The following is a 24446-nucleotide window of genomic DNA, read 5'->3' on the forward strand; positions in this document are numbered from 1 at the left end:
CAAATCTAATTAAAAACGGAGACTATCCGAAGCTTTAAGCGCCTTTTAATCCACTCCTGAATCCCCAAATACCCACTTTAATGAACCCTTACATATCCCTGGCGATACTGGTAGTTTACTTTGGAATGCTGATCACCGTGTCCATTTTCACTTCCAGGGGTGCGGATACCAACACCTTTTTTACCGCAAACCGACAATCGCCTTGGTACCTGGTGGCGTTCGGGATGATCGGTACTTCGTTGTCGGGCGTCACGTTCGTGTCGGTACCCGGGGCGGTGGTGAATATCCAGTTTTCCTACTTCCAGGTAGTGATCGGGTATATTCTGGGGTATTTTGTGATTGGTACGGTGCTGATGCCGCTCTATTACCGGCTGAACCTGATTTCGATTTACTCGTACCTCGAACAGCGTTTCGGTTTCTGGTCCTACAAAACGGGTTCGGGCTTTTTCCTGCTCTCGCGCACGGTTGGTTCCGCGGTGCGCCTTTACGTAGCCGCGCAGGTGCTGCAACTCGCATTGTTCAGGCCGCTGGGCATTCCGTTCGAAGTAGCGGTAGCGATTACGATATTCCTGATCTGGATTTATACTTTTAAAGGTGGGGTCAAAACGATCATCGTAACAGATACGCTCCAAACCTTTTTCCTCATTACGGCCGTTATTCTGACGATCGTGCTCGTTTCCAGCGAGCTGAACCTGAACGGGATCGGCGATATCTGGACCAGTGTTCAAAAGAGCGGTTATTCGAAGATATTCTATTGGGGTATCAACGATCCTAAAAACTTCTTCAAGCAATTCTTCGCAGGTGTATTCATCGCGATCGTGATGACGGGTCTCGACCAGGATTTAATGCAGAAAAATCTCACCTGCAAAAACATCGGCGAGGCGCAGAAGAATATGTTCTGGTTCGTCGTGGTGCTGGTGATCGTCAACTTCCTTTTCCTCTCGCTCGGCGCATTGCTTTACGTATATGCAGAGGCGCAAGGCATACCCGCAACCGCGAAGACAGACAATTTCTACCCCATGCTTGCATTGAACCACCTGGGATTGGTCGTAGGTATTACTTTCCTGCTGGGCATTACCGCCGCCACGTACGCCAGCTCCGATTCGGCGCTTACTGCATTGACGACGGCATTCTGTATCGATTTCATGAATATTGAGAAACAACCGGAAGAAAAGCGGTCGTCGATCAAGTTCTGGGTACACGTCGGTTTCTCGGTGGTTTTCTATCTGGTAATCCTGATTTTCAACCGGATGAATAATAAAGAAGTGATTACGGCGGTATTCGACCTTGCCGGTTATACTTATGGGCCGCTGCTCGGGCTGTTCTCCTTCGGTGCGTTCCTGAAACGACCGGTGAAAGACCGCTTCGTGCCGTTCGTCTGCATCCTTGCGCCGATATTGACCTACATTATCAACGACCACTCCGCCGAATGGTTCAATGGCTATAAATTTGGATTTGAAAGGCTCATTATCAATGGCTTAATTACGTTCGTCGGGCTCTGGCTACTCCACGACCGCGCCGGAAAACGGTATGTACCACAGGCATAATCAGAGAAGTCAATTTTAGAATTATTTTAATATTCAAAATCCCTCGAAACGGTTACACAATTCGAGGGATTTTTCTTGCATATATTCAAAAAAATCTTAACTTTCTGATAAAATCAGGCGTGTAATTCATGCCACCTGATGGATGTTTTGTTGAAAGATTGAGTTCGGTTATTTATTTAACAAACTAAACTTTTGCAGTATGAAAACACTGTCAGTCATTTTACTAGGCCTTGTCCTCTGTGTTTCGTGCAAGGACAAAGCCGCAGAAGAGGAAGCTGCCCGTCAGGCTAACCTCGAAAAGGAAAAACAAGCCATTAAAGCAGTCATAGAGAATGAAACGAAGTCATTTTTCGCCCGGGATTTCAATGCCTGGAAATCGAATTATGCGCAAACAGACTACGCCTTTCAGGCTTGGAGCAATGATGACGGTACTTTCGATTCCAACGTAGGTTGGAAGGATATCAACAAGCAGGTAGGGAAATATATTCAGGATAATCCTGAACCGGTATCCAGCCACCCGATCGTGGAACGGAAGAATATGATCTTCAAATTTTATGACGATGACGTGGCCTATCTCACCTGGGACCAGTTTAACAGCGATAAAACCGAGAAGAATTTTCACCATAGCAAAGAGGTAAGGCTGCTTGAAAAGATCAACGGCGAATGGAAGATCGTGTGCGTATCGGCATTCTGGGATTATCGGCATCCGATACCCGCCAGCAGGCTGCCGATGATCCAGAAAATTGCTAATGAAAACAAAGGAAAAATTTAACCCCATGCAACCTTTAAACCGTTCGGTTTCAGGCACAAATGTTCGGTTCTGAACAAGTTGCTACCGGACACTAAGTAGCAGAAAAGTTTTTGAAAATAATTGTAAGCTACTCACTGTCAGTGTATTAAAAGTAGGATGTGCCATTGTTTGGTTATTGAAAACCAGGTTTGGCACATCCTTTTTTTATTTAAAGTCAACTGTGCGATTGTACAGAGCCAAACTTTAAATACTTATAGCCATGAAAATCTCCATTGTTTCCATCCTGACCAGCGCCTTCGCGCTCACTTTGTCTTTCACCTCTTTTGCGGCTGACAAAAAGAAAAGCAAAGAAGAAAAAGAAACCGCAAGCGCGGTAGTTTTTGACGCTGCATTGTACAAAATCGGCGATACCAACAAAGTTCGGTTGTCAGTCGACAAAAGTGCCAATGAAAGATTGCGCGTGGTGCTGAAAGACAAAAGCGGTAAAATTTATTACTCGGAAGTGTTCAACGAGCGCGACACCAAATACCGCCGCGTATTTAACCTCGACGAAATGACCGACGGCACTTACTACTTCGAGCTCTCGCACAAAAAAGACAAAAAGGTGAAGGAAGTGAACATCGAAAGCACCAGTGCTAAAATGATCTCGCTGCAATGAAGCGCCTAACCCATAAAAAATCCCGGTCTTGCAAAAAGGCCGGGATTTTTTATGTCAATGCAGTTCCTTTTCGGGGTCCCAGAAGCATTGCTCCCAGTTGACGATCCGGTTGTTTTCTACTTTCACGCCCTCGGCTTCGAGGCGTTCCTGCATGGTGGTGGGTGTTTCGAAAAGCTGGCTCGCACTAAGCTCCCCGACTTTATTCACGACGCGGTGCGCCGGAATGCCCTCTTCGTTATAGCTGCTGCCCATGGCCCAACCGACCTGCCTCGCGCCACGTTTATTACCGAGATAAGCGGCAATGGCACCGTAGGAAGTGGCCCTACCCGCAGGAATTTGCCTTACCACGTCGTAAACATCATTGAAAAAGTCATTTCCCTTTTTCATGCTCGTTCGCGCGGGCTTGTTGTCTTTCGTCGATTTCGTCTGAAAGCTGACGGTACCAGTCTTCGCCGTAAGCGCGGATGAGCGGGGCTTTCAGGAATTTGTAAACCGGCACTTTCAATTGCTGGCCAAGGCTGCAAGCAGGGCTGCATATCTCCCAGCGGTCGTAGTTGAGCGCGTGGTACTGCTCGTATTTTGTCACCCTTATCGGGTACAAATGGCAGGAAATTGGTTTTTTGTAGCTGATCTTGCCATCGTTGTATGCTTCTTCGATGCCACATTTGAGAATGCCTTTCTGGTCGTAAATGGCGTAGGCGCATTCGCGGCCGTTGATGATCGGCGTCACATAATCGCCGTCCCAGTCCTTGGTCCAGGTGCCTTCAGTTGCAATTACTTTTTTGCCGGCTTCGGTGAGGTATGGCTCTACTTCGGGATAGATCTCATCGAGAATCGCGAGCTCATCCTCATCCAGCGGCGCGCCGGAATCTCCCTCCACACAACATGCGCCCTTGCATTTGTCCAGATTACAGACAAACTCCTGGTCTTCGATGTCGTCGCTAACGCACGTATTTTCAATGAGAATCATAATGGAACAGCCTATTGCTGAGGTATTTTAAGTTTTTGTCCCACCATAACACTATTTCCGGACATATTGTTTAATTTTTTGATATCGTCCACACTGGTATGGTAGTTCTGGGCAATGCGGAAGAGTGTTTCGCCGGGTGCGACAGTATGCGTTTGCGAACCGGACGGTTGGCTTTCAGCGGTTGATTCGCCTCCTTCGCCTCTTTTTACCCGCAGCTTTTGGCCCGATTTCAGGCGGTCCGAATCACTCAGGTTATTTAGTTCGAGCAGCTCCTTAATGGAAATACCGTAAGCTTTTGAAACGCTGTAATAGGTCTGTCCGCTTTGTACCGTGTGGAATTCGCTGCCGGGCGTAGCGGAAAGCCTGGTTTCTTCCTTGATTTCCTCCGGCGTCTTGAATGTGGAGGCCGCGGTAGGGCGTTCTACCGTTACTTTGGTTGGTGCCGGCGCCGCTTCACCCGATTTTGAGACAATCAGTCGTTGCCCGGTCACGAGGCGACTTTGTGCGGAACGGTTATTAAGCGTCAGCAATTCACGTAGCGACAGATTGTATTTGCTCGCAATGCCGAAATAGGTGTCGCCCGACTGCACCGTGTGATAGGCAGGTGCCTCCGATGAAACGGATGCGGCCACATTTTTCTCTTCGGCAGTGCTCCATTTGGCGGGTTCTGTTTCTTTCTTCGCAGGAGCTTCGTTCTCACCTTCGGCCGCGCGTTCGGCACGCATGCGGGTGTACACGGAGCCGGAAGGTGCTGTCGTCCGGGTAGTGTTTGGCGTAACAACTTTGCTAGGCGCACTGGATTTGCCCGCAGGCTTTTCTTCGTCAGTCGATTTGAATGTGCTATTGGTGTCGTCCTGCGTAATGATCACCACGCGGTCGTTTGTATTCGCAGAAGAAGAGGCTCCGGCAGGCGTTCCTGCGGCAGGCGACCCTGCGGCAGGCGACCCTGCGGCAGGCGCTCCTGCGGCAGGCGCTCCTGGGGCAGACGCTTTGCCGGATGGTTTGTAAAGCCCCGGTGCATTGCTCGTGGTTTTTCCTGCCGATGCGGCTGTGCCTGCGGGAGCAGCGGCTGGCTCGGTTTCTTTTGCAGCGCTGCCTTCATTTTTCTCTACTAAAACTGGCGTGTATTTCTTGCGTCCCGACGCGTTGCTCGGAATGTCACCATTCGATGCTGCCGGCGATGTAGTTGCAGAAGCAGGTGTTTTTTGAGGAACAACCGCTACGCCGGCCGCCGCGATATCCGAATCTTTTTTAGCTGGCGAGGCCGGTTGCGGCGGAGCGATAATCTCGATCGGCTGCTTGCGGGGCCGTTTTTTGTTCAGGAAAAGTACCTGTCCGGTCTGGATAGGGTAGTTACGGCTGGTCGTCCGGTTGAACTTCAAAAGGCTTACCAAACGGATACCATATTGCTGCGAAACGCTCAACCAGGTATCTCCCGGCCGGGCGGTATGCGAGGGCGTGCTTGCTTTCTTGTGCTTGCGCGAGAGGTAATATACCTGTCCTGGAACGAGCGGCATATCTGCGAGCAGGTCGTTGTACCGCATGAAGCGCGGCGTGCGGATACCTGCGGCTTTGGCCAATGTCTTGGGCTTGTCGCCGGCGCGGGCTTCGATACCCGGCAAACCGTTGATTTCGTAGAGTGTGGGTGAATTAGGCTCTTCCAGCTGAATGGCCGACTTTTTGATGACAGGATAGCCAGTATCTTCATATACCGAAGCAACGGCAGTCTGGCTTGGAGGCAGCGAAAGCTTTTCGCGGACGGACGCTACCTGATCCAGGGGAACCGGCAGAGTAATAAGATATTCCCGGTCATTGGGCACTTTGTCGTCGTTGAGCCATTTGTTATGGTTTTTCAGCTCGGCAGCGGGAACGTTCAGCGATTGGGCAATTTCATCAAGTGACTGTCCTTTGCCATAATCGGATTCCATCAAAATGTAGGTATTCGGCGACTTGTACCGTTCGATACCTGATTCCAATGCAATTTTATGGGCGAAAAAGCGGAGCATATAGCGGTCCGTTTTGCTCGTAAGCGTCACTTCCCGTGCGTACGCCCAGCTTGCAGGAACGACTTTTTTTACGCCTCCCGCACCCTGGTAATAGGAATACAATGTCGTTACCCAGTTGTTGAATTGCTGGTTGTTCTTCTTCAAATACCAAGCGGCAGCGTGGGTGGAAGAACTGATATTCTTTCTTTCATCCACATCGTTATCCACACGCAGGTTCAACTCGCGGGCTGTTTCCGGCTTAAACTGCCAGTAACCTACCGCATTGGAGCTCGAAACGACATCGGGACGGAAGGAGCTTTCCTGAACGGCCAGGTATTTGAAGTCGATAGGCACTTCCTCATCCATCAGAATACCCTCCACGATGGGGAAGTGCATAATGGCGCGGTCCATTTTTTCTTCCCAGAACTTTTTGTTCGACATCAGACTTTTGACGTCTTCCTCGATAATATCCTGCGCACCGCGGTCGAATTTAACGGTAATGCCGCCGAATGAGACGCTGGACGGGATTTCGGGAGCCTGTGCAAAAACGACGTTGCCGGTCAGCAGCAGGACAATAGCAAAAGAGATGATGTTGTTAATGGAAGTTCTGGCCATAAAAAAGGTAAATGGTCGCCTGACTATTGAGTACTATAATTTTTGAAGAATCATCAACCCGTCGCGGATTGGTAGCAGCATGTTGGAAACCCTCGGGTCCTCGTGCACCATCCGGTTGAAATCCAGCAATGCCTGCGTGTCTTTGTCAATCTTTTTCAACTGCTGCACGACTTTGCCGCTCCAAAGCACATTATCGGCTATCAGGAAGCCACCTGTGCGGGTTTTGTCGAGACAGAGGTTAAAATAAGAAGAATAATTGATTTTATCCGCATCGATGAATACGATGTCGAACGTATCGGTGAGCGTCGGGATAATATCCAGCGCATTGCCGAGGCGGTAGTCGATCTGGTCTTTGAAGGGCGTCTGGTCGAAATAATTCCTGGTAAAGCTTTCGAGTTCCTCGTTCACGTCGATGGTGATGAGCTTGCCGCCGGGATTGAGGCCTTCGCAAAGGCAAATGCCCGAGTAGCCCGTATACGTGCCGATTTCCAGGATGCGGTCGGGCCGGATCATCCTGGAAATCATGGAAAGAAACCTTCCCTGCATATGCCCTGAGAGCATACGGGGGCTGAGAACGTTGGCGTGGGTTTCCCGGTTGAGGGATTTCAGCAATGCATTCTCTTCTTCCGTGTGGGCCGCGGAATATTCTTCGATTTCCTCTACCAAAAACTTCATTCGAATATAATATGTGCTAATCCCTTTGCCGCTGCCTGTCAGGCATGAGCTACAATGCGTTCCAGATAAGTGCCGTAGCCGCTTTTTACCAGAGGCCGGGCGATTTCACGCAATTGTTCTGCATTTATAAAGCCCATACGGTATGCGATCTCCTCAATGCAGCCCACTTTTAAACCCTGGCGTTCTTCGATCACCTGAACGAACTGCCCGGCCTGCATGAGCGACTGGAATGTGCCCGTATCGAGCCATGCCGTGCCGCGGTTGAGGACACCTACTTTCAATTTGCCACGTTCGAGGTAAACCCGGTTCACATCGGTGATTTCAAGCTCGCCGCGTGGGGAAGGAGGGATGGTCTTTGCGATTTCCACCACATCGTTGTCATAGAAGTACAAGCCCGGCACCGCGTAGTTAGATTTTGGTTCAACAGGCTTCTCTTCAATGGAAATCACATGATTGTCCTTGTCAAACTCCACAACGCCGTAACGTTCCGGATCGTGTACCTGATAAGCGAAGATTACGCCGCCATCGGGGTCGTTGTTGGATTGGAGCAGGGACGAAAGGCCCGATCCGTAGAAAATATTGTCACCGAGTATCAATGCAACTTTATCATCTCCGATAAACTCCTCGCCGATGATGAATGCCTGAGCAAGGCCGTCCGGGCTCGGTTGTACCGCATAGCTGAACTGGCAACCCAGTCGGCTGCCATCGCCGAGCAGCTTTTCGAAATGCGGCAGGTCGTGGGGAGTCGAAATGATCAGGATTTCACGGATACCCGCCAGCATCAGGATCGACAGCGGGTAATAGATCATCGGCTTGTCGTAAACCGGCATGAGCTGCTTGCTTACCGCCAGCGTAAGTGGGTGTAACCTCGTACCGGAACCGCCGGCCAGAATAATGCCTTTCATAAATAGAGTTTCAATTGAGTAAAGAAATGACCGGATTAACGATCCTGGTACATTTCATCATAATATTTCTGGTAGTTACCGGAGGTCACGTTGTTCAGCCAATCCTGATTCGTAAGATACCAGTCTACCGTTCTTTCCAGGCCTTCTGCGAATTGCAATGAAGGTTTCCAGCCCAGCTCTTCCGATAATTTGGTAGCGTCGATCGCGTAACGCAGGTCATGTCCGGCGCGGTCGGTTACGTAGGTGATCAGTTTTACGCTTTCCCCTTCACCGCGGCCGAGCTTGCGGTCCATAATCTCGCAAAGCAAATGCACGAGGTCGATGTTTTTCCACTCATTGTGGCCGCCGATATTGTAGGTATCGCCATTGACGCCTTTATGGAAAATCACGTCGATCGCGATCGCGTGGTCTTCCACGAACAACCAGTCGCGGATGTTTTCGCCTTTTCCGTAAACCGGAAGTGGTTTTTGCTGGATGATATTGTGGATCATCAGCGGGATCAGCTTCTCGGGGAAGTGGTTCGGACCGTAGTTGTTCGAGCAGTTTGAAATAACCACCGGAAGTTTGTAAGTATTATGATAAGCCCTTACAAAATGGTCGGAAGATGCTTTCGAAGCCGAATAGGGCGAGCGCGGGTCGTAACTGGTCGTTTCCACGAAGAATGTGCCCGGATCGTGCAATTCACCGTAAACCTCGTCCGTCGAGACGTGGTAAAAACGACGGTCGCTGAAATCGTCTTTCCATGCTTTTTTGGCAGCATTCAGAAGATTTACCGTTCCAACGACATTCGTCATCACAAACGACATCGGATCGGAGATCGAACGGTCTACATGGCTTTCCGCCGCGAGGTGAACCACGCCGTGGAAATCGTTGTCGGTAAACAGCTTGTCGATAAACGTAGCATCGACGATATCGCCTTTTACAAATGTATAGTTCGGCGCATGTTCGATGTCGCGCAGGTTTTCGAGGTTACCTGCGTACGTAAGCGCGTCGAGGTTATATATATGATATTCCGGGTGAAAGTTGACGAACCGGCGCACAACGTGTGAGCCTATGAAACCCGCTCCGCCCGTAATCAGGATTTTTTTCATTTTTCAGCTTGAAGTTTTAGTTGCCAGTTCCACGCGTCGCGCAATGCTTCCGCCATGGTTTTCTCGGCATGCCATTTCATTACATTATTCACTTTATCAGACTGCGCATAGATTTGCTCGACGTCCCCTTCGCGGCGTGGCCCGATGGTGTAGTTGAGTTTCACGCCGTTTACTTCCTCAAAAGTATTAATCAATTGCAAAACGGTATAACCTTCGCCCGTTCCTACATTAAATACATCGTAATAGTTAGTATCCGTCTGCGATTCGAGCAGGTCGAGGGCCTTTACGTGCGCTTTCGCGAGGTCCACCACGTGAATGAAGTCGCGGATACAGGTGCCGTCGGGCGTATGATAGTCGTTGCCGAAAACGGTAAGCGACTTGCGGAGACCGGCAGCGGTTTGGGTAATGAATGGTACCAGGTTGCTCGGAACGCCATTGGGCAGCTCTCCGATGAGCGACGTTTCATGCGCGCCGATCGGGTTGAAATAACGCAATGAAATTGCTTTCAAACCGGGTTTGGAATGTACGTGGTCGCGGATAATGTCCTCGGCGATCGCCTTGGTATTGCCGTAAGGCGAGTTGGCCGGCAGGCGCGGCGTGCTTTCGGTTACAGGCAGCTTTTCGGGCTGGCCGTACACGGTACACGATGAGGAGAATACAAATTTATCAACATTGAATTCCTTCGCGGTCCGAAGCAGTACCAGGAGGGAAATGAGGTTGTTTTCGTAGTAGTTAAGGGGCTTCTCAACCGACTCGCCAACAGCCTTGTAGGCCGCGAAATGGATCACGCCGTCGAACTTTTCCTTTTCAAACAAGGCCCTTACTTTGTCGGCATCATTGCAATCGATTTCGTAGAATGGAAACTCCTTGCCGGTGATTTTTTTGATTCCTTCTAAAACGTTGAGATTGGAGTTGTACAGGTTGTCGATAATGACCGGTTCGAACCCTGCATTGTGTAACTCTACAACGGTATGGGAACCGATAAAACCGGCCCCTCCGGTAACGAGAATTTTCATGCGTTATGTGCGTTTTTTATAAAAAGATGGTGGTATAGATGTTGTTCAAAACGGTTTCTGACCGCCTTTTTTTCCGGGCAAAAGTAGAAAATTTGACGTCCATTAAAAAAAAATGTTTTTATTTATCCGTTGGTTGTAAAACGCAGATTTGAGGAAAATGAACCAGAAAGAAATCAAGGCACTGATATCCTTGCTTGATGATGAAGATCATGAAGTGAGTCAGCATGTTGAAGGGAAGATATTATCGTTGGGAGGGACAGTGATACCTTTTCTGGAGACTGAATGGGAAGAGAGTTTCAACCCGATCGTGCAGCGTAAAATCGAGGAACTGATCCACGAATTGCAGCTCAGCATTATGATCGAACGGTTACAAGCGTGGAAAAATGGCGGCGGGCTCGACCTGCTCGAAGGCATGTGGATCATCGCAACCTACCATTATCCCGATTTGTCGATCGAAAAGTTGAAAACCACCATCGAACAGCTTTACTACGATATCTGGATCCAGTTCCAGGAGGAAATGAATGCGGTGGACCAGGTGAAACGGATCAACAGCATTTTCTTCGGGGTGATGAACTTTGCGGCGAATACCAAAAACTTCCATTCACCGACGAACTCGATGATCAACTCGGTGCTGGAAAGCCGGCGCGGTAACCCGATCACCTTGTGCGTGATTTACCTGCTGATCGCAAGAAAGCTCGGAATGCCCGTGTATGGCGTGAATTTGCCCAATCTGTTCGTGCTGACCTATAAGAGCGACGCGACGCAGTTCTATATTAATGTATTCAACCGCGGGATCATTTTTTCCAAAACGGACATCGATCACTATATCGCTCAGTTGAATATCAAGTCCAAAGACATATTTTACCAGCCGTGTACCAATCTTGAAATTGTACAGCGCGTGCTGCGTAATCTGATCCTGTCTTACGAAAAGACGAGCGAGCAGGACAAAATCCGCGAGATCGAGAAAATACTGAAATCGACGCTCGACGAGCTGCCGGAAGGCTGATATCAGAGCGCTACGGCCAGGCAATGGCCCTCGAACCAGCGGACGTGAATATTGGAGGGCACGACGAGGTCTTCGTCGGTAAGGCTTCCCCTGAGGATAATATCGGGGTTTTCGAACGGGCTGATGAAAATAGCATCCCGAAAACTGATCTTTTTCTTTCCGTAGAGTTTATACAAGGCTTCTTTCGCGCACCAATACATGCAAAGACGAGCCACTTCGTCCTGCGCGTGGTCGTACTCGGGCGGGGAAAGGTACTTTTTGGAGGTACGCTGCAATTTCGGATCGGTCTTTTCCATATCTATCCCCACAGCGGCCGTGGGGTTGATGGCCACGGCCACGAACTCGGCGGTGTGGGTAATGGAAATATGCGAATCGTTGTCGATCAGGAATGCCTTGCCGTGCTCGTCCTTGTGAATGCCCACATAGTTAATGCCAAACTGCTCGGCCAGGGTTTTGATCAGCATCCGGCTGGCGAGCCATTCACGTTTTTTCTGCGGGTGGGATATTTTGTCGAGCTCCTGCTGGTTAAAGCCGTTACCCAGAGCCGTTTGAAGTTCCGCCTCGGTTTCCGTCAGTTTCCAGAGCAGTAATGTGCTGCTATCTTCTATCTTTTCGGAATGAACGAGGGGCATGGTAATACTGTTTGCTACAAAACTATCAAGATGAATATTCGCAAAGTAGATACTTTTTCCGGTCATAGGGACAGTGTTTATACAATTATTTCTGACGAAACGGGCCGTGGCTTTTATTCCGCGGGTGCCGATGGCTTTGTAATTCAGTGGGACCTGCAAAAGCCGGATCTGGGAAAACTCGTCGCGCGTGCGGGCACATCCGTATACGCGCTCGCATTACACGAAAGCGGCGATTCGCTGTGGATCGGGCAGAATTTTGAGGGCATTCAGGTATTGAATACACGGGATAATGTGATTCAGAAAACTTCGAAGATCACAACTGCCGCTATTTTTGACATTCGGTTCGCAGGCGACAAGGCGCTCATCGCATTAGGCGACGGCGTGGTGGTGGTGATGGACGTTCCGTCATTTTCGGTTCAGAAACATATTAAGATAGCAGGCAAAAGTATTCGCAGCATTGCCGTCAATATTGAAACCAACGAATTCGCCACGGGCGACAGCGATTGCAACGTCCATATTTTCGATCTGGATGGATTTAAATTAAAAAAGACGATCCAGGCACATACAAACTCGGTATTTTCCGTTAAGTATTCACCGGACGGTAAATACCTGTTCACCACCGGTCGGGACGCGCACCTGAAAATATGGGACGTCAATGATGCATACGGCATCGTCTCCGACATTCCCGCGCACATGTACGCGATCAACGACATTACATTCAGTCCCGATCGCTCCCTCTTCGCTACCTGCAGTATGGACAAGTCCATAAAACTGTGGGATGCAGTCACATTCAAGCTTAAAAAAATTATCGACCGGGCACGTCATGCGGGGCATGGAACGTCTGTGAACAAGCTGCTCTGGACGGGCTTTGAGAACCAGTTGGTTTCGTGCAGCGACGACCGTATGATCTCGGTTTGGGAGGTCGCGTAAGCCAATACTTATAATATGGTAATGTTGGTAAATACTTTGAAAAGTGACACATATATCTTTAACTTACACAACCGTTTTTAACCAGGTATCAAAGCACAGAATGCATCATGAAAATATCCGCTATAGAGATACGCAAGCACACTTTTGAAAAGATTTTCAGAGGTTATGACCCGGACGAAGTAGATGCTTTCCTGAACTCTTTGTCTCAGGAATGGGAGCGGTATTCAAGCGAAAACAACTTGCTGAAGATGCAGCTGGAATACGCGGAGAAGGAATTGGCGAAGTTGAAAGATATCGAATCGACGTTATTCAGAACCTTAAAAGCGGCCGAAGATACCAGTAAGTTAATCGAGAAAGAAGCCAACGAAAGCGCGGAAAAAAGAATAGAAGAATCACGCGTGACGGCGAATGACCTGGTAGCGGAAGCGGAACAGCGCACGAGCCAGATTATCAGACAAACCGAAGACCGGCTTTCGAAATTCAAGGAAGATTTTGCGCAGGAAGTGAAAGTCCAGGAACGCGATTTCCGGGCCATCGAGAACTTCCGCGATAACCTCATCGTACAGCTCAGCTCATTGGCCAACAGTGCGCTGGAAACCGTCGAACGTTTCGAACAGAAATACGATAAAGAGTCGGTCCTCAACAAAATGGAGGATATTAAAAAGCATATTGCAGAGATCGAAATTCCGAAGAAGATCACATTCCAGTCGCCGGTAAAAGTGGAAGTGGAAGAAACGCCTGCCGAACCGGAAGTGGAGGTGGTGTTGCAGGACGACAAACCGGATATTGTCTTTGAAATAGCAGAGGAGCAGGAAGCAGAACCGGAAGCGGTTTTTGAGGTAGATCCCGAATTGCCCGGGGAAGTGCCGGAAGAAGAAATTCAGGCTGTCGCGCCGGTAGTTACGGCAGTTCCGGAACCCGAACCTGCGCCCGCACCAGCTACCGAACCAGAGCCTGTGCGCGAAGAGCCGGTTGCTTACAACAGACCTAGACAAGCGCCTAAAACTGCCGCCGAAGAAGCGGAGGAAGTGCTGGCGGAAATGCATAAGGTAGCAGAGAAAGCGAGGGATTCTTCGGCGGGCATTAACCGGCCGAGAGAAAACAGCCAGCCGAAGAAGTCAGGCGGCGGTTCATTTTTTGACCAAATCTAATAACCACCATTGGGAACGATCAGTCTCGAAGGACTCGAATTTTTTGCATATCACGGCTACTACCCCGAAGAACAACGCATCGGAAACAAATACGCCCTGGACATTACCATTACCACGGACTTTTTCCGTGCCGCGCAGCATGACAAGCTGAGTGAGACCGTCAATTACGAAACCATTTACCAGCTCACGGCCAAGGTAATGAAAGAGCCGGCCAAGCTTTTGGAACACATTGGTTTTAATGTAATTGAAAAAATACGGGAGCATTACCCGACGGTCGAGAAGGTGACTGTGAAAGTCTCGAAATTCAATCCGCCGATAGGAGGGGTCTGCACCCGGGCGGTGATTACGATGGAAGGATAAAAAGCATGTCAGTCTGAGCGAAGTCGAAGACAGTCTGTACCGGACGTAGTACATGCGCTTCGACTGCGCTCAGCGTGACAATACATATCAATATTCGTGGGGAAGCTCGATGTTCACCGCTTCGTGCCACGGCAAGCCGTGAACGTTCAGCAGCTCCATGAAAGGATCGGGATTCAGTTCTTCTACATTATATACGCCCGGCTTCATCCATTCCTCATTCGTCAGCATCAGCATGGCACCGATCATGGCGGGAACGCCTGTCGTGTAGCTCACCGCCTGCGCGCGTACTTCGCGGTAGCATTCTGCGTGGTCGCAGTTGTTCCACACGTAGTAGGTTTTCTCTTCACCGTCTTTGATACCCTTGATCTGGCAGCCGATGGAGGTCTGGCCTGAGTAATTCTCGCCCAAAGTATCGGGAGCTGGCAATACCGCTTTCAGGAATTCAAGCGGAACGATGTCGATACCGTTGAATTTGATCGGCTTGATGCTCGTCATACCTACATTTTCAAGCACATTCAGGTGCGTGATGTACGCCTGGCCGAAAGTCATCCAGAAACGCGCACGTTTCAGGGTAGGGAAATTCTTTACGAGCGATTCGAGTTCTTCGTGGTACAACACGTAGCTCTCTTTCGGTCCAATACCGGGGTAATCGATCGGTTTATGGATAGACATCGCGGGGATTTCGACCCATTCGCCGTTTTCCCAATAGCGGCCCGGCTGGGTGATCTCGCGGATGTTGATTTCAGGGTTAAAATTCGTGGCAAAAGCTTTTCCGTGATCGCCTGCATTACAGTCGATAATGTCCAGGTAATGCATTTCGTCGAACTGGTGCTTGGCGGCGAAAGCGGTGAAAACCTGCGTAGCGCCCGGGTCAAAACCGCAGCCGAGAACGGCCATCAGTCCAGCCTCCTTGAAGCGTTCCTGGTAAGCCCATTGCCAGCTGTATTCGAATTTCGCAACGTCTTTCGGTTCGTAATTGGCGGTATCGAGGTAATGCACGCCGGTTTCGAGGCAAGCGTCCATGATCGTCAGATCCTGGTAAGGCAGTGCCACGTTGATAAGCACTTTGGGCTGGAAACGTTTAATGAGCAACACCGTTTCGGCCACGATGTCGGCATCCACCTGTGCGGTATGGATGGTAACCCCGTGCATTTCCTTGATTTCGGCTGCTATTTTATCACATTTCGCCTTGGTGCGGCTGGCGAGCATTATTTCGGTGAAAACATTGCTGTTCAATGCGCATTTGTGTGCCACAACACTACCGACACCGCCTGCGCCAATGATAAGAACCTTGGACATTTTAATAGTTTTAAATTTCCGGCAAAGATAGGACGACCGGTTAATTTTTCAATTTAAATTTCCGTTAACGACCTTCATCACTTTGCCTTGAACGTAGTTCAAATAATACACCTCACCCTTGATATCCTGCCCGAAAGACGAGATCGCGCCTTTACCTTCCATGATCAACGTGTTGCTTTTGCGGGTATTACCGTCGAGTTCGAGCGCCCAGATGCGCCCGCTGACGTAGTCGCCGTAAATGTATTTGCCGGCCAGTTCCGAAATAGCTGTTCCGCGGTACACATAACCGCCGGTAATGGAGCGGTCGCCGTTGCTCTGGCTGTAATCGTGTACAGGTTCGATAAGGCCCTGAGCATTGCAATTGGACGACGGGTTGAAGCAATCCACACCTTCCTTAATGCGCCAGCCGTAGTTGCCTCCTTTGGTGATAATATCGATTTCTTCGCGCTCGTCCTGGCCCACATCACCTGCGAAGAGCCTGTCGCTTCCCTTATCGAAGCTGATACGCCATGGGTTGCGGAGGCCGTAGGCGTAGATTTCAGGCAAATTTCCGGTCGTTCCGGTGGCGTAAGGATTATCGGCAGGAATGCTGTAATTCCCTTTTGCGGTCCCGTTCACATCCACGCGCAGGATTTTGCCCAAATGGCTTTTCAGATTCTGTGCATTGTTCTGCGGGTCGCCGCCGCTGCCACCGTCGCCGGTGGCGATGTAGAGATAGCCGTCTTTCCCGAATTGCATTGAGCCGCCGTTGTGGTTGTCGTAAGGCTGGTTGAATGTAAGGAGAATAGCTTCGCTCCCCGGATCGGCCTGCGTAGCGCTGGTGGCTTTATACCGGGCAATGACCGTTTTCAAGGGTGTGCCGGATGTATAATTGACGAAGAAATAGCCGTTGGTCTTAAAATCAGGATGAAATGCGAGACCCAATAACCCTCGCTCGCCGCCTGCTCTTACTTTGCTTTTAATATCAAGAAATGTAGAACTGGAAGAAACATTTTCAGTATTTGAAAATACCTTAATAATTCCCCCTTGCTCGACGACGAAAAACTGGCTGCTATCGCCGGGCGCCTGTATGAGATCGACAGGCTGGCTGAATGTCAATGCCGGGAAAACATCTTTGGAACCAATCGTATCCTCCGGAAGCTCGGGATCTTCCGGGACTTTGGGATCGTCGGATTTGCAGGCGAATAGCGCTAAGGCGAATGCCAGCGGAATGAGCGTCAGGCGAATTATAGCTTTCATGAGGTCGTAGTAGTAAGTTTCTACAACAACGTCATGAAAGCCGTATTAATTTTGGAATTGATTTTAAATCAGATGTTTCCAGATTACGTCGTACACGTCCACCGCTTCCAGTTCGGACTTTTCGGCGGCTTCGTCGGTGACGATGATCGGGTAGTATTCTTTGGGAATGTTAATGCCGCCGTGAGAGCCTTTAACCAATGTGGCATCGAGCGGAATAACGTCCATCAAATATCTGAAACCCAGTAATTTGCGGGCTAATTTGTAGCCTGCCCGCAGTTTGATCAACGGGTTTTTGGGATCCATAAACATCTCCACCGGATCGTAGCCCGGCTTGCGGTGAATATCCACCAAATGCGCGTAATCCGGTGCTTTGGCGTCGTCGAGCCAGTAGTAGTAGGTAAACCAGCTATCCGGTTTGGCCACGACCACAATATCGCCCGAGCGTTCGTGATCGATGTGGTAGGCTTTCTGTTCTTCTTTATCGAGCACGAGATCGATGCCCGGTGTTTTTTTCAAAACCTGCATGACCCGCTCTTTGACGGAAGGATCGTTCAGGTAAACATGCGCGATCTGGTGGTCGGAAACAGCGAACGCTTTGGAAACCCCCGCATCCAGCAGCTCATACCAGCGCTCCACGCGCACGGAAATCAGGCCTTCATTGCGGAGAATGCGGTTGATATGGACCGGGTTACTGACAGGATTGATGCCGTATTCAGAAAGCAGAATGATTTTCGCATTCCGCGCTTCATAGAACTGGATCAGCTCTTTTACTACCTCGTCTATCTCATTCAGCTCCTTGCTTATTTTGGAAAAATCCGGACCGAATTTCTGTAAACAATAATCCAGATGCGGCAGATAAATAAGTGTCAGCGTAGGATTGTGCTTTTTCTCAACAGACATCGAAGCATCCGCGATCCAGCGGGTCGATTTGATATTCGCGTTAGGTCCCCAGAAATTAAAAAGAGGAAACTGGCCGAGTTCGGCTTGCAGTTCGTCGCGCAATTCGGGTGGGTAGGAATAGCAATCCGGGGCTTTTACGCCATCCGCGTGGTATTGCGGACGCGGCGTTACCGACCAGTCGGCGGTGGAGTACATATTGTACCACCAGAACATCTTCGAAACTGTAAAATTCGGGTCTGCTTTACGTGCATTATCCCAAATTTTATCACCCTGCACGAGCTTGTTCGACTGTTTCCAGAACTTCACTTCGGAATCATCCCGGTCGTACCAGCCATTTCCGACGATACCATTCTCAGCAGGCCATTTACCCGTCACATAAGTACTTTGTGACGTAGTAGTGACAGCAGGAAGCACAGGTTTAATGGGCGTAATGTGCCGTTTTTTGACATAAGCATCGAGAAACGGCGTATGCTCGCCTATCAGGTTGGCGCTCAGCCCTACAATATCTATAACTACGGTTTTATTCATAATTCAATACTTTCTTCACCCATTCGAGTTCGCGCACGATGGATTCGCCGATGGGCTTCTGCATATCCTCGGGCAGTACGCCCCAGGTGTAGGTTTCAACTTCGAGGTATGCCGAAAAGGGGGCGTCTTTTTGCAATGCGAGGGTCTGAACAATATCCCCTTGCGTCGAATCCAGCACGCCGTACGTATTTACAAAAAGCGGAACGTGGAAATGCACGCGCCATTCTTCGTGGGTTTCGTTCCAATCGGTGAGTGCTTCTTTCAGATCGGGGTAATGCGTGAAATGGCCGTCGTCGTGGCGGGCCACCACCTGGTGCAGGTACACAGGCTCGTCGAAAGTTTCGATGGCTTTGCGCTTCACCTCTTTCTCGCTCGTATAATTCACTTTTAAAGCCGAGCTCACCTGAATGCGGCCGACCTGAATGCCGTGCTCGTTCAACGAATCGAGAATATCTTCCGGTTTTTCAAAACCTACCGCAGCGTGGCAAATGTCGTAGCACAGTTGAATATGCTTTAAAATGAGCGCTTGTGCCGCGTCTCCGTCGATTCCGTATTTTTCTATTAAATAGATAATGCCTTTCGGAAGCAGGAGATTGGTATACCAGGTGACGAAATCCTCGGTATTGTCGAGAATGCCGTCCGGCTCGGGTTCAATATCCAAATGCAGAAACTTGCCCGTTTCCTTTTCAATGCGGATCAGTTCATCGAGCAGTTCGAGGATATGGTCGGTTGCTTTTTCGGTCGCCTGCTGTTTGTCCGTTTCGGTTTTCCACCAAAGTCTGTATGACAAAGGCGGCGTGGAAACACCTCCGTGCATATCGGCAGGCAGCAATGCAGCCAGGATATTGAAAAGGCGTTTGGTATAGGCAAGTCGGTCTACGGTAGTCCAGTCGGGCGTGTGCACATCGTCCTTCACGCGCGTGTTGTGAAAGCCTCCGTAAGGGAAGCCATTAATCACAAATACATATACATTCTGCTCGTCAAGCCAGTTTTTGAACTCGGCGAGTACTTCCGGCTTGCTCAGCTCGATCGACGCTTCGTTCGCGACGCGCAGCCCCAGACCGAACGGTTTGCCGGGCGCGAGTTGCTCGCGAATGTAAGGAATGCTTTCGCGCAGCGACCGGAAATGGTCGTCCCATTTTTCACCGGGATGGATGTTGCTGCAATAGGTAAGGTGTCCGTAAGGCGTGATCATGCAGGGATAATTTTGGAACTTTCGAGGTAATCCACCGACAATGCGATAATGTCGGCATCCAGTTCATGCACTTCCACTCCTTTTCCAATCTTTTCCAACAGCATGATGGTCAGCCTGCCGCCTAAATGCTCGCGGAATTCCTGCAAGCCGTTGCGGAGGTTGATTTTATCGTTTTCAGCCAGTTTGGAATGGTATAATTCAAAACCGACTTTGGTCAATACATCTATAATGCGGTGTAGGTCGCTTTCCGCGAGCATACCAATTTTGTGGGCATACACACAATCCAATGCAATGCCGATGGCTACCGCCTCGCCGTGACGAACCTGAAAGCCGGTCAAGAATTCGAGCTTATGCGCTGCCCAGTGACCAAAATCCAACGGTCGCGACGAGCCGAATTCAAACGGGTCGCCGCCGGCAATGTGGTCGGTGTGCATTTCGGCGCAGCGGTGGATGAGGTAGGCCATAGCGGCTTCGTCACGGTTGGCAAGCGCCGTTGCGTGCTCTTCGATCCATTCGAAGAAAGCGGCGTCTTTGATCAATGCCACTTTCACCGCTTCCGCAATGCCTCCGCGCCAGTCACGGTCGTCGAGCGTGCGCAGGAAGGTAAGGTCGTTGAAAACAGCTACCGGCGGCGCGAATGTGCCGAGGAAGTTCTTTTTACCGTGAAAATTAATGCTGTTTTTCACGCCCACGCCGGAATCGTTCTGTGCCAGAACGGTCGTCGGAATGCGGATGAGCTTGATACCCCGGTGCGAAACCGCGGCCGCGTAACCCACGAGGTCGAGTACCGCGCCGCCGCCGATTCCTATCACAAATGAATGGCGGTCGATACCGAACACATCGACGGCTTCTACGAGCTTATCGAATTGCGACGGATCATTTTTGCAGGCTTCTCCGCCCGGTACCACGATAATCTCTGGCGCGAGCTGGATATGCGTCACATTTTGTGCGAAATAGGCGCGGATATTGGTTTGCAAATCCGGCTGTGTCTGTTCAAACCCCTCGTCCACGATCACCAGGGCTTTGCGTTGAAAGCCCTGCTCGGTATATTCTTGAAAAAAATCTTTCAGTAACGGGTTCTGGGTGTCAAAAAGGTGCTGGGTGAAGAATACGGCATAGTTGTATTCCACCTGGAAACGTTGTTTTATGGTTTGCATTGAATTCGGCATTGAACAAGCAAAAGTGGGTATTTAATATAAAAACGTTTGAAAACACGATCCGTTCAAACGCAACTTAAAACATTGATATAAAGACTAAAATTAACAGGTTTTCCCCGTCCCGTCATCTTCCATTTTATTTATTAGCCCGAAGCCACCTTCTTCTCTGCGCGGGCCGCCCCTTCCTCATCCGCTCTCATTCTTCTACTAAGTCACCGCAAATGCCTTCGCCAAATACATCGAAAGCGGTAGCAATGCAAGCACTGCGATAGCAACAGGCAGCAAGCCAAATGCCGCGCACCACGAGGCATTCATCACGATTAAAGAGATAACCCCCGCTTTCACCGCTTTACCGATCAGCGGGCCGATAGGGTTTTGCATTGCATTCCAAAGCGGACGGAAAATAAACCATGCATGCAGCAATACAAATGGAACGGTGAACAAAAGATTACCCTTTCCCTGCGCGATCGTCAGCTGTGCGGCGAGAACTGCCAGGTACAGAAATGCGGCGATGTATAATGTACGTTTCTTCCCGCCATGCACTTCATCCTGGCTGATGAGCGTGATCGCGCCGATGTACATGATCGGGAAAATGGCGATGAAAGCCCATTGTTGAAACGATTCCGGCAATACGCTCATCCCGAGGATCAGGTTGCCGCCCCGGCACATGCCCATGACCAGCGGGCCGAAGAAAACGTGATGTTTGGCAAAACGGTTGTACAAAACTGTCAGCATAGCGATAACAACTGCGATCATTCCGCTCTGTAAACTGAATGCGCCCGCTGCGATAATGCCTAGTAACAATAGCGAAATGCCCATCGTAGCAGCCTGCGCAAGCGGCACTTTACCACTGGGAATAGGCCGCTCAGGACGTTCGACGGCGTCGAGCCTGGCATCGAAAACGTCGTTCATTACCACACCGCCACCGTAAAGGCCGAGCGTGGAGAGCACGAGTAATGCGGGTGAGAAATCCGAGAAGGTAAATTGCGCGATCGCCATACCGGCCAGGATGTCCGCGATGGCGGTAACCAGGTTGGCCGGGCGCGTCAGCTGCAAATAGGGTTTGAGGCTGCTCACTTTAATTGATCACTAAAAAGTCCTTCACCGGAGCAAGTTGCTGGCCACCTCTCAAAATGCTGTTACCATGGAATTTCTCCGTCTGATCGACCGCGTAGCCCGCTTCGAAATCAGTCACGTCGATTTGCCCGCTCTTACCGAATGCGTCGATCGCATTCTGATAAGTCACGAGGCGGATCGTTTCGTCCGAAATACCCCGCATTTTCATTAATGCGGCCGTTTTCGGGATCGCTAGCGGATCAGAAATGCCCCAGTCGGCGGCGGAGTTGATCATAATGCGCTCAGGGCCGTATTGTTCCACGACTTTTACCATGCGCTCGTTGCCCATTTTGGTAAAAGGATAAATGGTAAATGCCGCCCAGAAGCCCTGATCGAGCACGCTTTTCACGGTCTCTTCATTGTTATGGTCCACAATTACCCACGACGGGTCGATGCCATGTTCCAATGCGATGGCCATACTGCGCTCGGTGCCTTTCTTTTTGTCGCGGTGCGGGGTGTGGATTTGAACCGGTAGCTTCGCTTCTTTGGCGAGTTCGAGTTGGAGGCGGTAGTATTTTTCTTCGGCAGGTGTCTGATCATCGAAACCGATTTCACCGACGCCTACGACGCCTTCTTTATAAATGTACAGCGGCAGAATCTCCATTACCTGCTCCGCGAGCGGCTCGTTGTTCGCTTCGCGGGAGTTGAGGCCCATCGTGCAGTAGTGTTTTATACCAAACTGCGAGGAGCGGAAGCGTTCCCAGCCTACCAGGCTGCTGTAATAATCTTTGAATGTGGATAACCCCGTCCGAGGCTGCCCGACCCAGAATGCAGGTTCGATCAGCGCCACGATACCTGCCTGGTTCATGGCCTGGTAATCATCCGTTGTACGGGAAACCATGTGGATATGCGGGTCGAAAAAGCGCATTCCCTGGATGAGGTCTTTATAATCGTTCCAGGCGATGTCGCGGTGTGCGGGGGCCTGGTTGGCTTCTTCGCTTTCTTCGAAATGCGAAGGGTTAGGGGTTATTTCTGTATGATTAGCACACATAATGTCAATGTTCGAGGTCGGCCCAGGTCAATGCGCCGGATTTTACGGATTTTTCCAGATCGGTATATTTTGCCAAAAGGTAATTGGCAGCCGGCAGCGTCGCTTCGCCACAGGCCAATGCGGCTGCTTTGCGGTCTTCTTCTTTTTCAGAGTCAAACAAATGCTGCATATCCGCCAGAAGTGCTGTATTCAGATACTTTCCGGTAAGCCGCCAAACCTGTGCGGGTACGCTGCGTCCGGCCGCCCAGCGCTCATGCGCGAAGTCGGAAAGCGTCACCGCCAGCTTCTCGTTCGAACGGTTTTCCAGACCTTCTATAAAATGGATGGGCTTGTCGTTGAATATCGTTTTGAGTACCAACTGGTTCCAGGCCAGCTCGCTAAAATATTTCTCCGGGAACGGGTTATGCAAGGCAATCGCATCGAATACAAAACCCATATTCGAACGAACCGCATCCGTGGCGCGGAAAAGCCATTGATCGGGATATGAAAGCAATGGTAATGCCGAATACAGCGCCACCAGCTCATTCATTTCCGCCGTATCGAACAGCGTTTCGATGTTTTTGGTATAATCTTCTTTATCCGAAGGGTCGAGTCGCGTGAGCAGCCACACGCGGCTAAGCCTCACGAGCGACCATCCATCGACCGAAAAACCTGGTATTTCAAGATTCAATGCGGCCTTTTCGGCGTCGGAGGTTTGGATGAGTTTTTTAGATAGAAACCTGGGGGCTGCCACGAAGGCGGTCATCAGCTCAATGGGCGCAGAGGAGCTTTTTTGCTGTAACCACCCGGCCTCTGATGCCGAAGTGTTCGAAGCGATGATCTCCCAGATCTTTTGTTTAATAATATCGGACATAACTGTTGTCTGTGATCCCGTTTACCGGTTTGTACCGTGTAAATCTAATGAGGACTTGGGTTATTGCTATAATGCCTGTTTGCCTGTATAAAGTTTCCTGTCGGCTATTTATAACGTAGCGAAGGCACTTTTTGGCTCATTTTCGGCCATGATTCATATCAGTTTTAATGAAAAACTAATATCAATTGTAACTGATGGTTAAAAGTCAAATTCCAATATATCGGGGTCGTTGAGCAGCTGGTGGGTCAGTTTTTCATGCTTTTTTTCGGAGCCCTGTAATGTCCAGCTACCGGTAATATGGGTGCCGATGCGGCTCTGTTCGCCACGGAGGATTCTTAGGTCGTATTCCTTGAAAAGGTTCTCGTAGGTTTTCAGGGTCTTTTTCTGGTAGACGCACATCAGGCGGTAATTCCGTATCTGGCTTTTCCGCCGGATAAACTTCTGTACGGGCGCCAGAATCACCAGCGTCATGCCTGAAATCACGAAACAAATGATCGACACTTCATAAAACCCGGCCCCGATGCCCATTCCCACAGCTGCCGTAACCCACACGATCGCCGCCGTCGTAATCCCGACCACCCGGTTATTTTCCCGGAAAATGATCCCCGCACCAATAAAACCGATACCGGTCACGATATTAGCCGCGATCCGCCCCGCATCCGAGCTGATTTTAATGGAAAGGATCGTAAACAACGTCGACCCCATCGCGATCAATATCAGCGTCCGCAACCCGGCCGATTTGCTTCGGTACTCCCGCTCAGCGCCGATTATTCCGCCCAGCGTAAAGGAGATCAGTAATTTGTAAATGTCTTCGGGAAGCAGGTCCATTCAATGTAATTTGTATTCATAAATAAAGCCGGAGAGATGTTGAATCTC

The 24446-nt window shown here is 50.0% G+C and carries 24 protein-coding genes; 7 read left to right on the plus strand and 17 right to left on the minus strand.

Features of this window, described 5'->3' with window-relative positions; translation table 11 throughout:
- Positions 1-80: 80 nt before the first annotated feature.
- From BMW93_RS09000 to BMW93_RS09010, 3 genes are all read left to right on the plus strand, one after another.
- Positions 81-1547 carry a sodium:solute symporter gene (locus BMW93_RS09000; RefSeq protein WP_090374880.1) on the plus strand — a complete coding sequence of 489 codons (1467 nt, stop codon included), beginning with the start codon at positions 81-83 and terminating at the stop codon, positions 1545-1547.
- Positions 1548-1746: 199 nt separating this feature from the next.
- Positions 1747-2319: a hypothetical protein gene (locus tag BMW93_RS09005; RefSeq protein ID WP_090374881.1), complete on the plus strand. Its 573-nt coding sequence runs from the start codon at positions 1747-1749 to the stop codon at positions 2317-2319.
- Positions 2320-2557: 238 nt separating this feature from the next.
- Entirely contained in the window at positions 2558-2956 is a 399-nt protein-coding gene (locus tag BMW93_RS09010) for a hypothetical protein (RefSeq protein ID WP_090374882.1), read from the plus strand.
- 54 nt (positions 2957-3010) lie between these two features.
- Here BMW93_RS09010 and BMW93_RS09015 read toward each other — a convergent pair whose 3' ends face one another.
- The 7 genes from BMW93_RS09015 to galE are packed head-to-tail and all read right to left on the minus strand — an operon-like array spanning position 3011 to position 10213.
- Positions 3011-3343 (minus strand): MGMT family protein, encoded by a 333-nt coding sequence (locus BMW93_RS09015; RefSeq protein ID WP_090374883.1) that lies wholly within the window; start codon positions 3341-3343, stop codon positions 3011-3013.
- A complete protein-coding gene (locus BMW93_RS09020) occupies positions 3327-3926 on the minus strand; it encodes a DUF3109 family protein (protein WP_090374884.1) in 600 nt (199 codons plus the stop codon). The genes BMW93_RS09015 and BMW93_RS09020 overlap by 17 nt, the downstream gene beginning before the upstream one ends.
- Before the next feature lie 11 nt (positions 3927-3937).
- On the minus strand, positions 3938-6526 hold the full coding sequence (locus BMW93_RS09025) for a LysM peptidoglycan-binding domain-containing protein (RefSeq protein WP_090374885.1): 2589 nt from the start codon (positions 6524-6526) through the stop codon (positions 3938-3940).
- A 33-nt stretch (positions 6527-6559) separates the two neighbouring features.
- Positions 6560-7201, minus strand: coding sequence for an O-methyltransferase (locus BMW93_RS09030; RefSeq protein WP_090374886.1), 642 nt, complete (start codon positions 7199-7201; stop codon positions 6560-6562).
- A gap of 38 nt (positions 7202-7239) precedes the next feature.
- Entirely contained in the window at positions 7240-8106 is an 867-nt protein-coding gene (rfbA, locus tag BMW93_RS09035) for a glucose-1-phosphate thymidylyltransferase RfbA (RefSeq protein ID WP_090374887.1), read from the minus strand.
- 35 nt (positions 8107-8141) lie between these two features.
- A complete protein-coding gene (gene rfbB, locus BMW93_RS09040; RefSeq protein WP_090374888.1) occupies positions 8142-9197 on the minus strand; it encodes a dTDP-glucose 4,6-dehydratase in 1056 nt (351 codons plus the stop codon).
- Positions 9194-10213, minus strand: coding sequence for a UDP-glucose 4-epimerase GalE (galE, locus tag BMW93_RS09045; RefSeq protein ID WP_090374889.1), 1020 nt, complete (start codon positions 10211-10213; stop codon positions 9194-9196). Before galE ends, rfbB begins: the two co-directional genes overlap by 4 nt.
- Before the next feature lie 157 nt (positions 10214-10370).
- Here galE and BMW93_RS09050 point away from each other — a divergent pair, with 157 nt between their 5' ends.
- Positions 10371-11219 carry a transglutaminase-like domain-containing protein gene (locus BMW93_RS09050; RefSeq protein WP_090374890.1) on the plus strand — a complete coding sequence of 283 codons (849 nt, stop codon included), beginning with the start codon at positions 10371-10373 and terminating at the stop codon, positions 11217-11219.
- 2 nt (positions 11220-11221) lie between these two features.
- On the opposite strand, the gene BMW93_RS09055 is transcribed toward BMW93_RS09050, so the two are convergent.
- On the minus strand, positions 11222-11851 hold the full coding sequence (locus BMW93_RS09055) for a 4'-phosphopantetheinyl transferase superfamily protein (protein WP_090375086.1): 630 nt from the start codon (positions 11849-11851) through the stop codon (positions 11222-11224).
- 30 nt (positions 11852-11881) lie between these two features.
- On the opposite strand from BMW93_RS09055, the gene BMW93_RS09060 reads away from it, so the two are divergent.
- The 3 genes from BMW93_RS09060 to folB all read left to right on the plus strand — a co-directional run bounded on the left by BMW93_RS09060 (position 11882) and on the right by folB (position 14292).
- Positions 11882-12781 (plus strand): WD40 repeat domain-containing protein, encoded by a 900-nt coding sequence (locus BMW93_RS09060; RefSeq protein ID WP_090374891.1) that lies wholly within the window; start codon positions 11882-11884, stop codon positions 12779-12781.
- A 107-nt stretch (positions 12782-12888) separates the two neighbouring features.
- A complete protein-coding gene (locus BMW93_RS09065; protein ID WP_090374892.1) occupies positions 12889-13932 on the plus strand; it encodes a DivIVA domain-containing protein in 1044 nt (347 codons plus the stop codon).
- 9 nt (positions 13933-13941) lie between these two features.
- Positions 13942-14292 (plus strand): dihydroneopterin aldolase, encoded by a 351-nt coding sequence (folB, locus tag BMW93_RS09070; RefSeq protein WP_019940367.1) that lies wholly within the window; start codon positions 13942-13944, stop codon positions 14290-14292.
- An 87-nt stretch (positions 14293-14379) separates the two neighbouring features.
- On the opposite strand, the gene BMW93_RS09075 is transcribed toward folB, so the two are convergent.
- The 9 genes from BMW93_RS09075 to BMW93_RS09115 form a co-directional block, all read right to left on the minus strand.
- Positions 14380-15636, minus strand: a complete 1257-nt coding sequence (locus BMW93_RS09075; protein ID WP_255372344.1) for a saccharopine dehydrogenase family protein — start codon at positions 15634-15636, stop codon at positions 14380-14382.
- A 3-nt stretch (positions 15637-15639) separates the two neighbouring features.
- The gene (locus tag BMW93_RS09080; protein WP_090374894.1) at positions 15640-16830 is read right to left on the minus strand and encodes a sorbosone dehydrogenase family protein; all 1191 of its coding nucleotides are present in this window, start codon (positions 16828-16830) and stop codon (positions 15640-15642) included.
- Between the two features lie 63 nt (positions 16831-16893).
- Entirely contained in the window at positions 16894-18258 is a 1365-nt protein-coding gene (locus tag BMW93_RS09085; RefSeq protein WP_090374895.1) for an alkaline phosphatase family protein, read from the minus strand.
- A complete protein-coding gene (eboE, locus tag BMW93_RS09090) occupies positions 18251-19453 on the minus strand; it encodes a metabolite traffic protein EboE (RefSeq protein WP_090374896.1) in 1203 nt (400 codons plus the stop codon). The genes BMW93_RS09085 and eboE overlap by 8 nt, the downstream gene beginning before the upstream one ends.
- Positions 19450-20610 (minus strand): 3-dehydroquinate synthase, encoded by a 1161-nt coding sequence (locus BMW93_RS09095; protein ID WP_090375087.1) that lies wholly within the window; start codon positions 20608-20610, stop codon positions 19450-19452. Before BMW93_RS09095 ends, eboE begins: the two co-directional genes overlap by 4 nt.
- Positions 20611-20817: 207 nt before the next feature.
- Entirely contained in the window at positions 20818-21687 is an 870-nt protein-coding gene (eboC, locus tag BMW93_RS09100) for a UbiA-like protein EboC (RefSeq protein ID WP_090374897.1), read from the minus strand.
- A gap of 1 nt (position 21688) precedes the next feature.
- A complete protein-coding gene (locus BMW93_RS09105) occupies positions 21689-22717 on the minus strand; it encodes a TatD family hydrolase (RefSeq protein WP_090374898.1) in 1029 nt (342 codons plus the stop codon).
- 4 nt (positions 22718-22721) lie between these two features.
- Positions 22722-23570, minus strand: coding sequence for an EboA domain-containing protein (locus tag BMW93_RS09110; RefSeq protein WP_090374899.1), 849 nt, complete (start codon positions 23568-23570; stop codon positions 22722-22724).
- A gap of 198 nt (positions 23571-23768) precedes the next feature.
- Positions 23769-24398, minus strand: coding sequence for an MgtC/SapB family protein (locus tag BMW93_RS09115; RefSeq protein WP_090374900.1), 630 nt, complete (start codon positions 24396-24398; stop codon positions 23769-23771).
- Positions 24399-24446: the final 48 nt, after the last annotated feature.

The organism is Dyadobacter sp. SG02 (assembly GCF_900109045.1).
In the GTDB taxonomy this organism is placed as follows: domain Bacteria; phylum Bacteroidota; class Bacteroidia; order Cytophagales; family Spirosomataceae; genus Dyadobacter.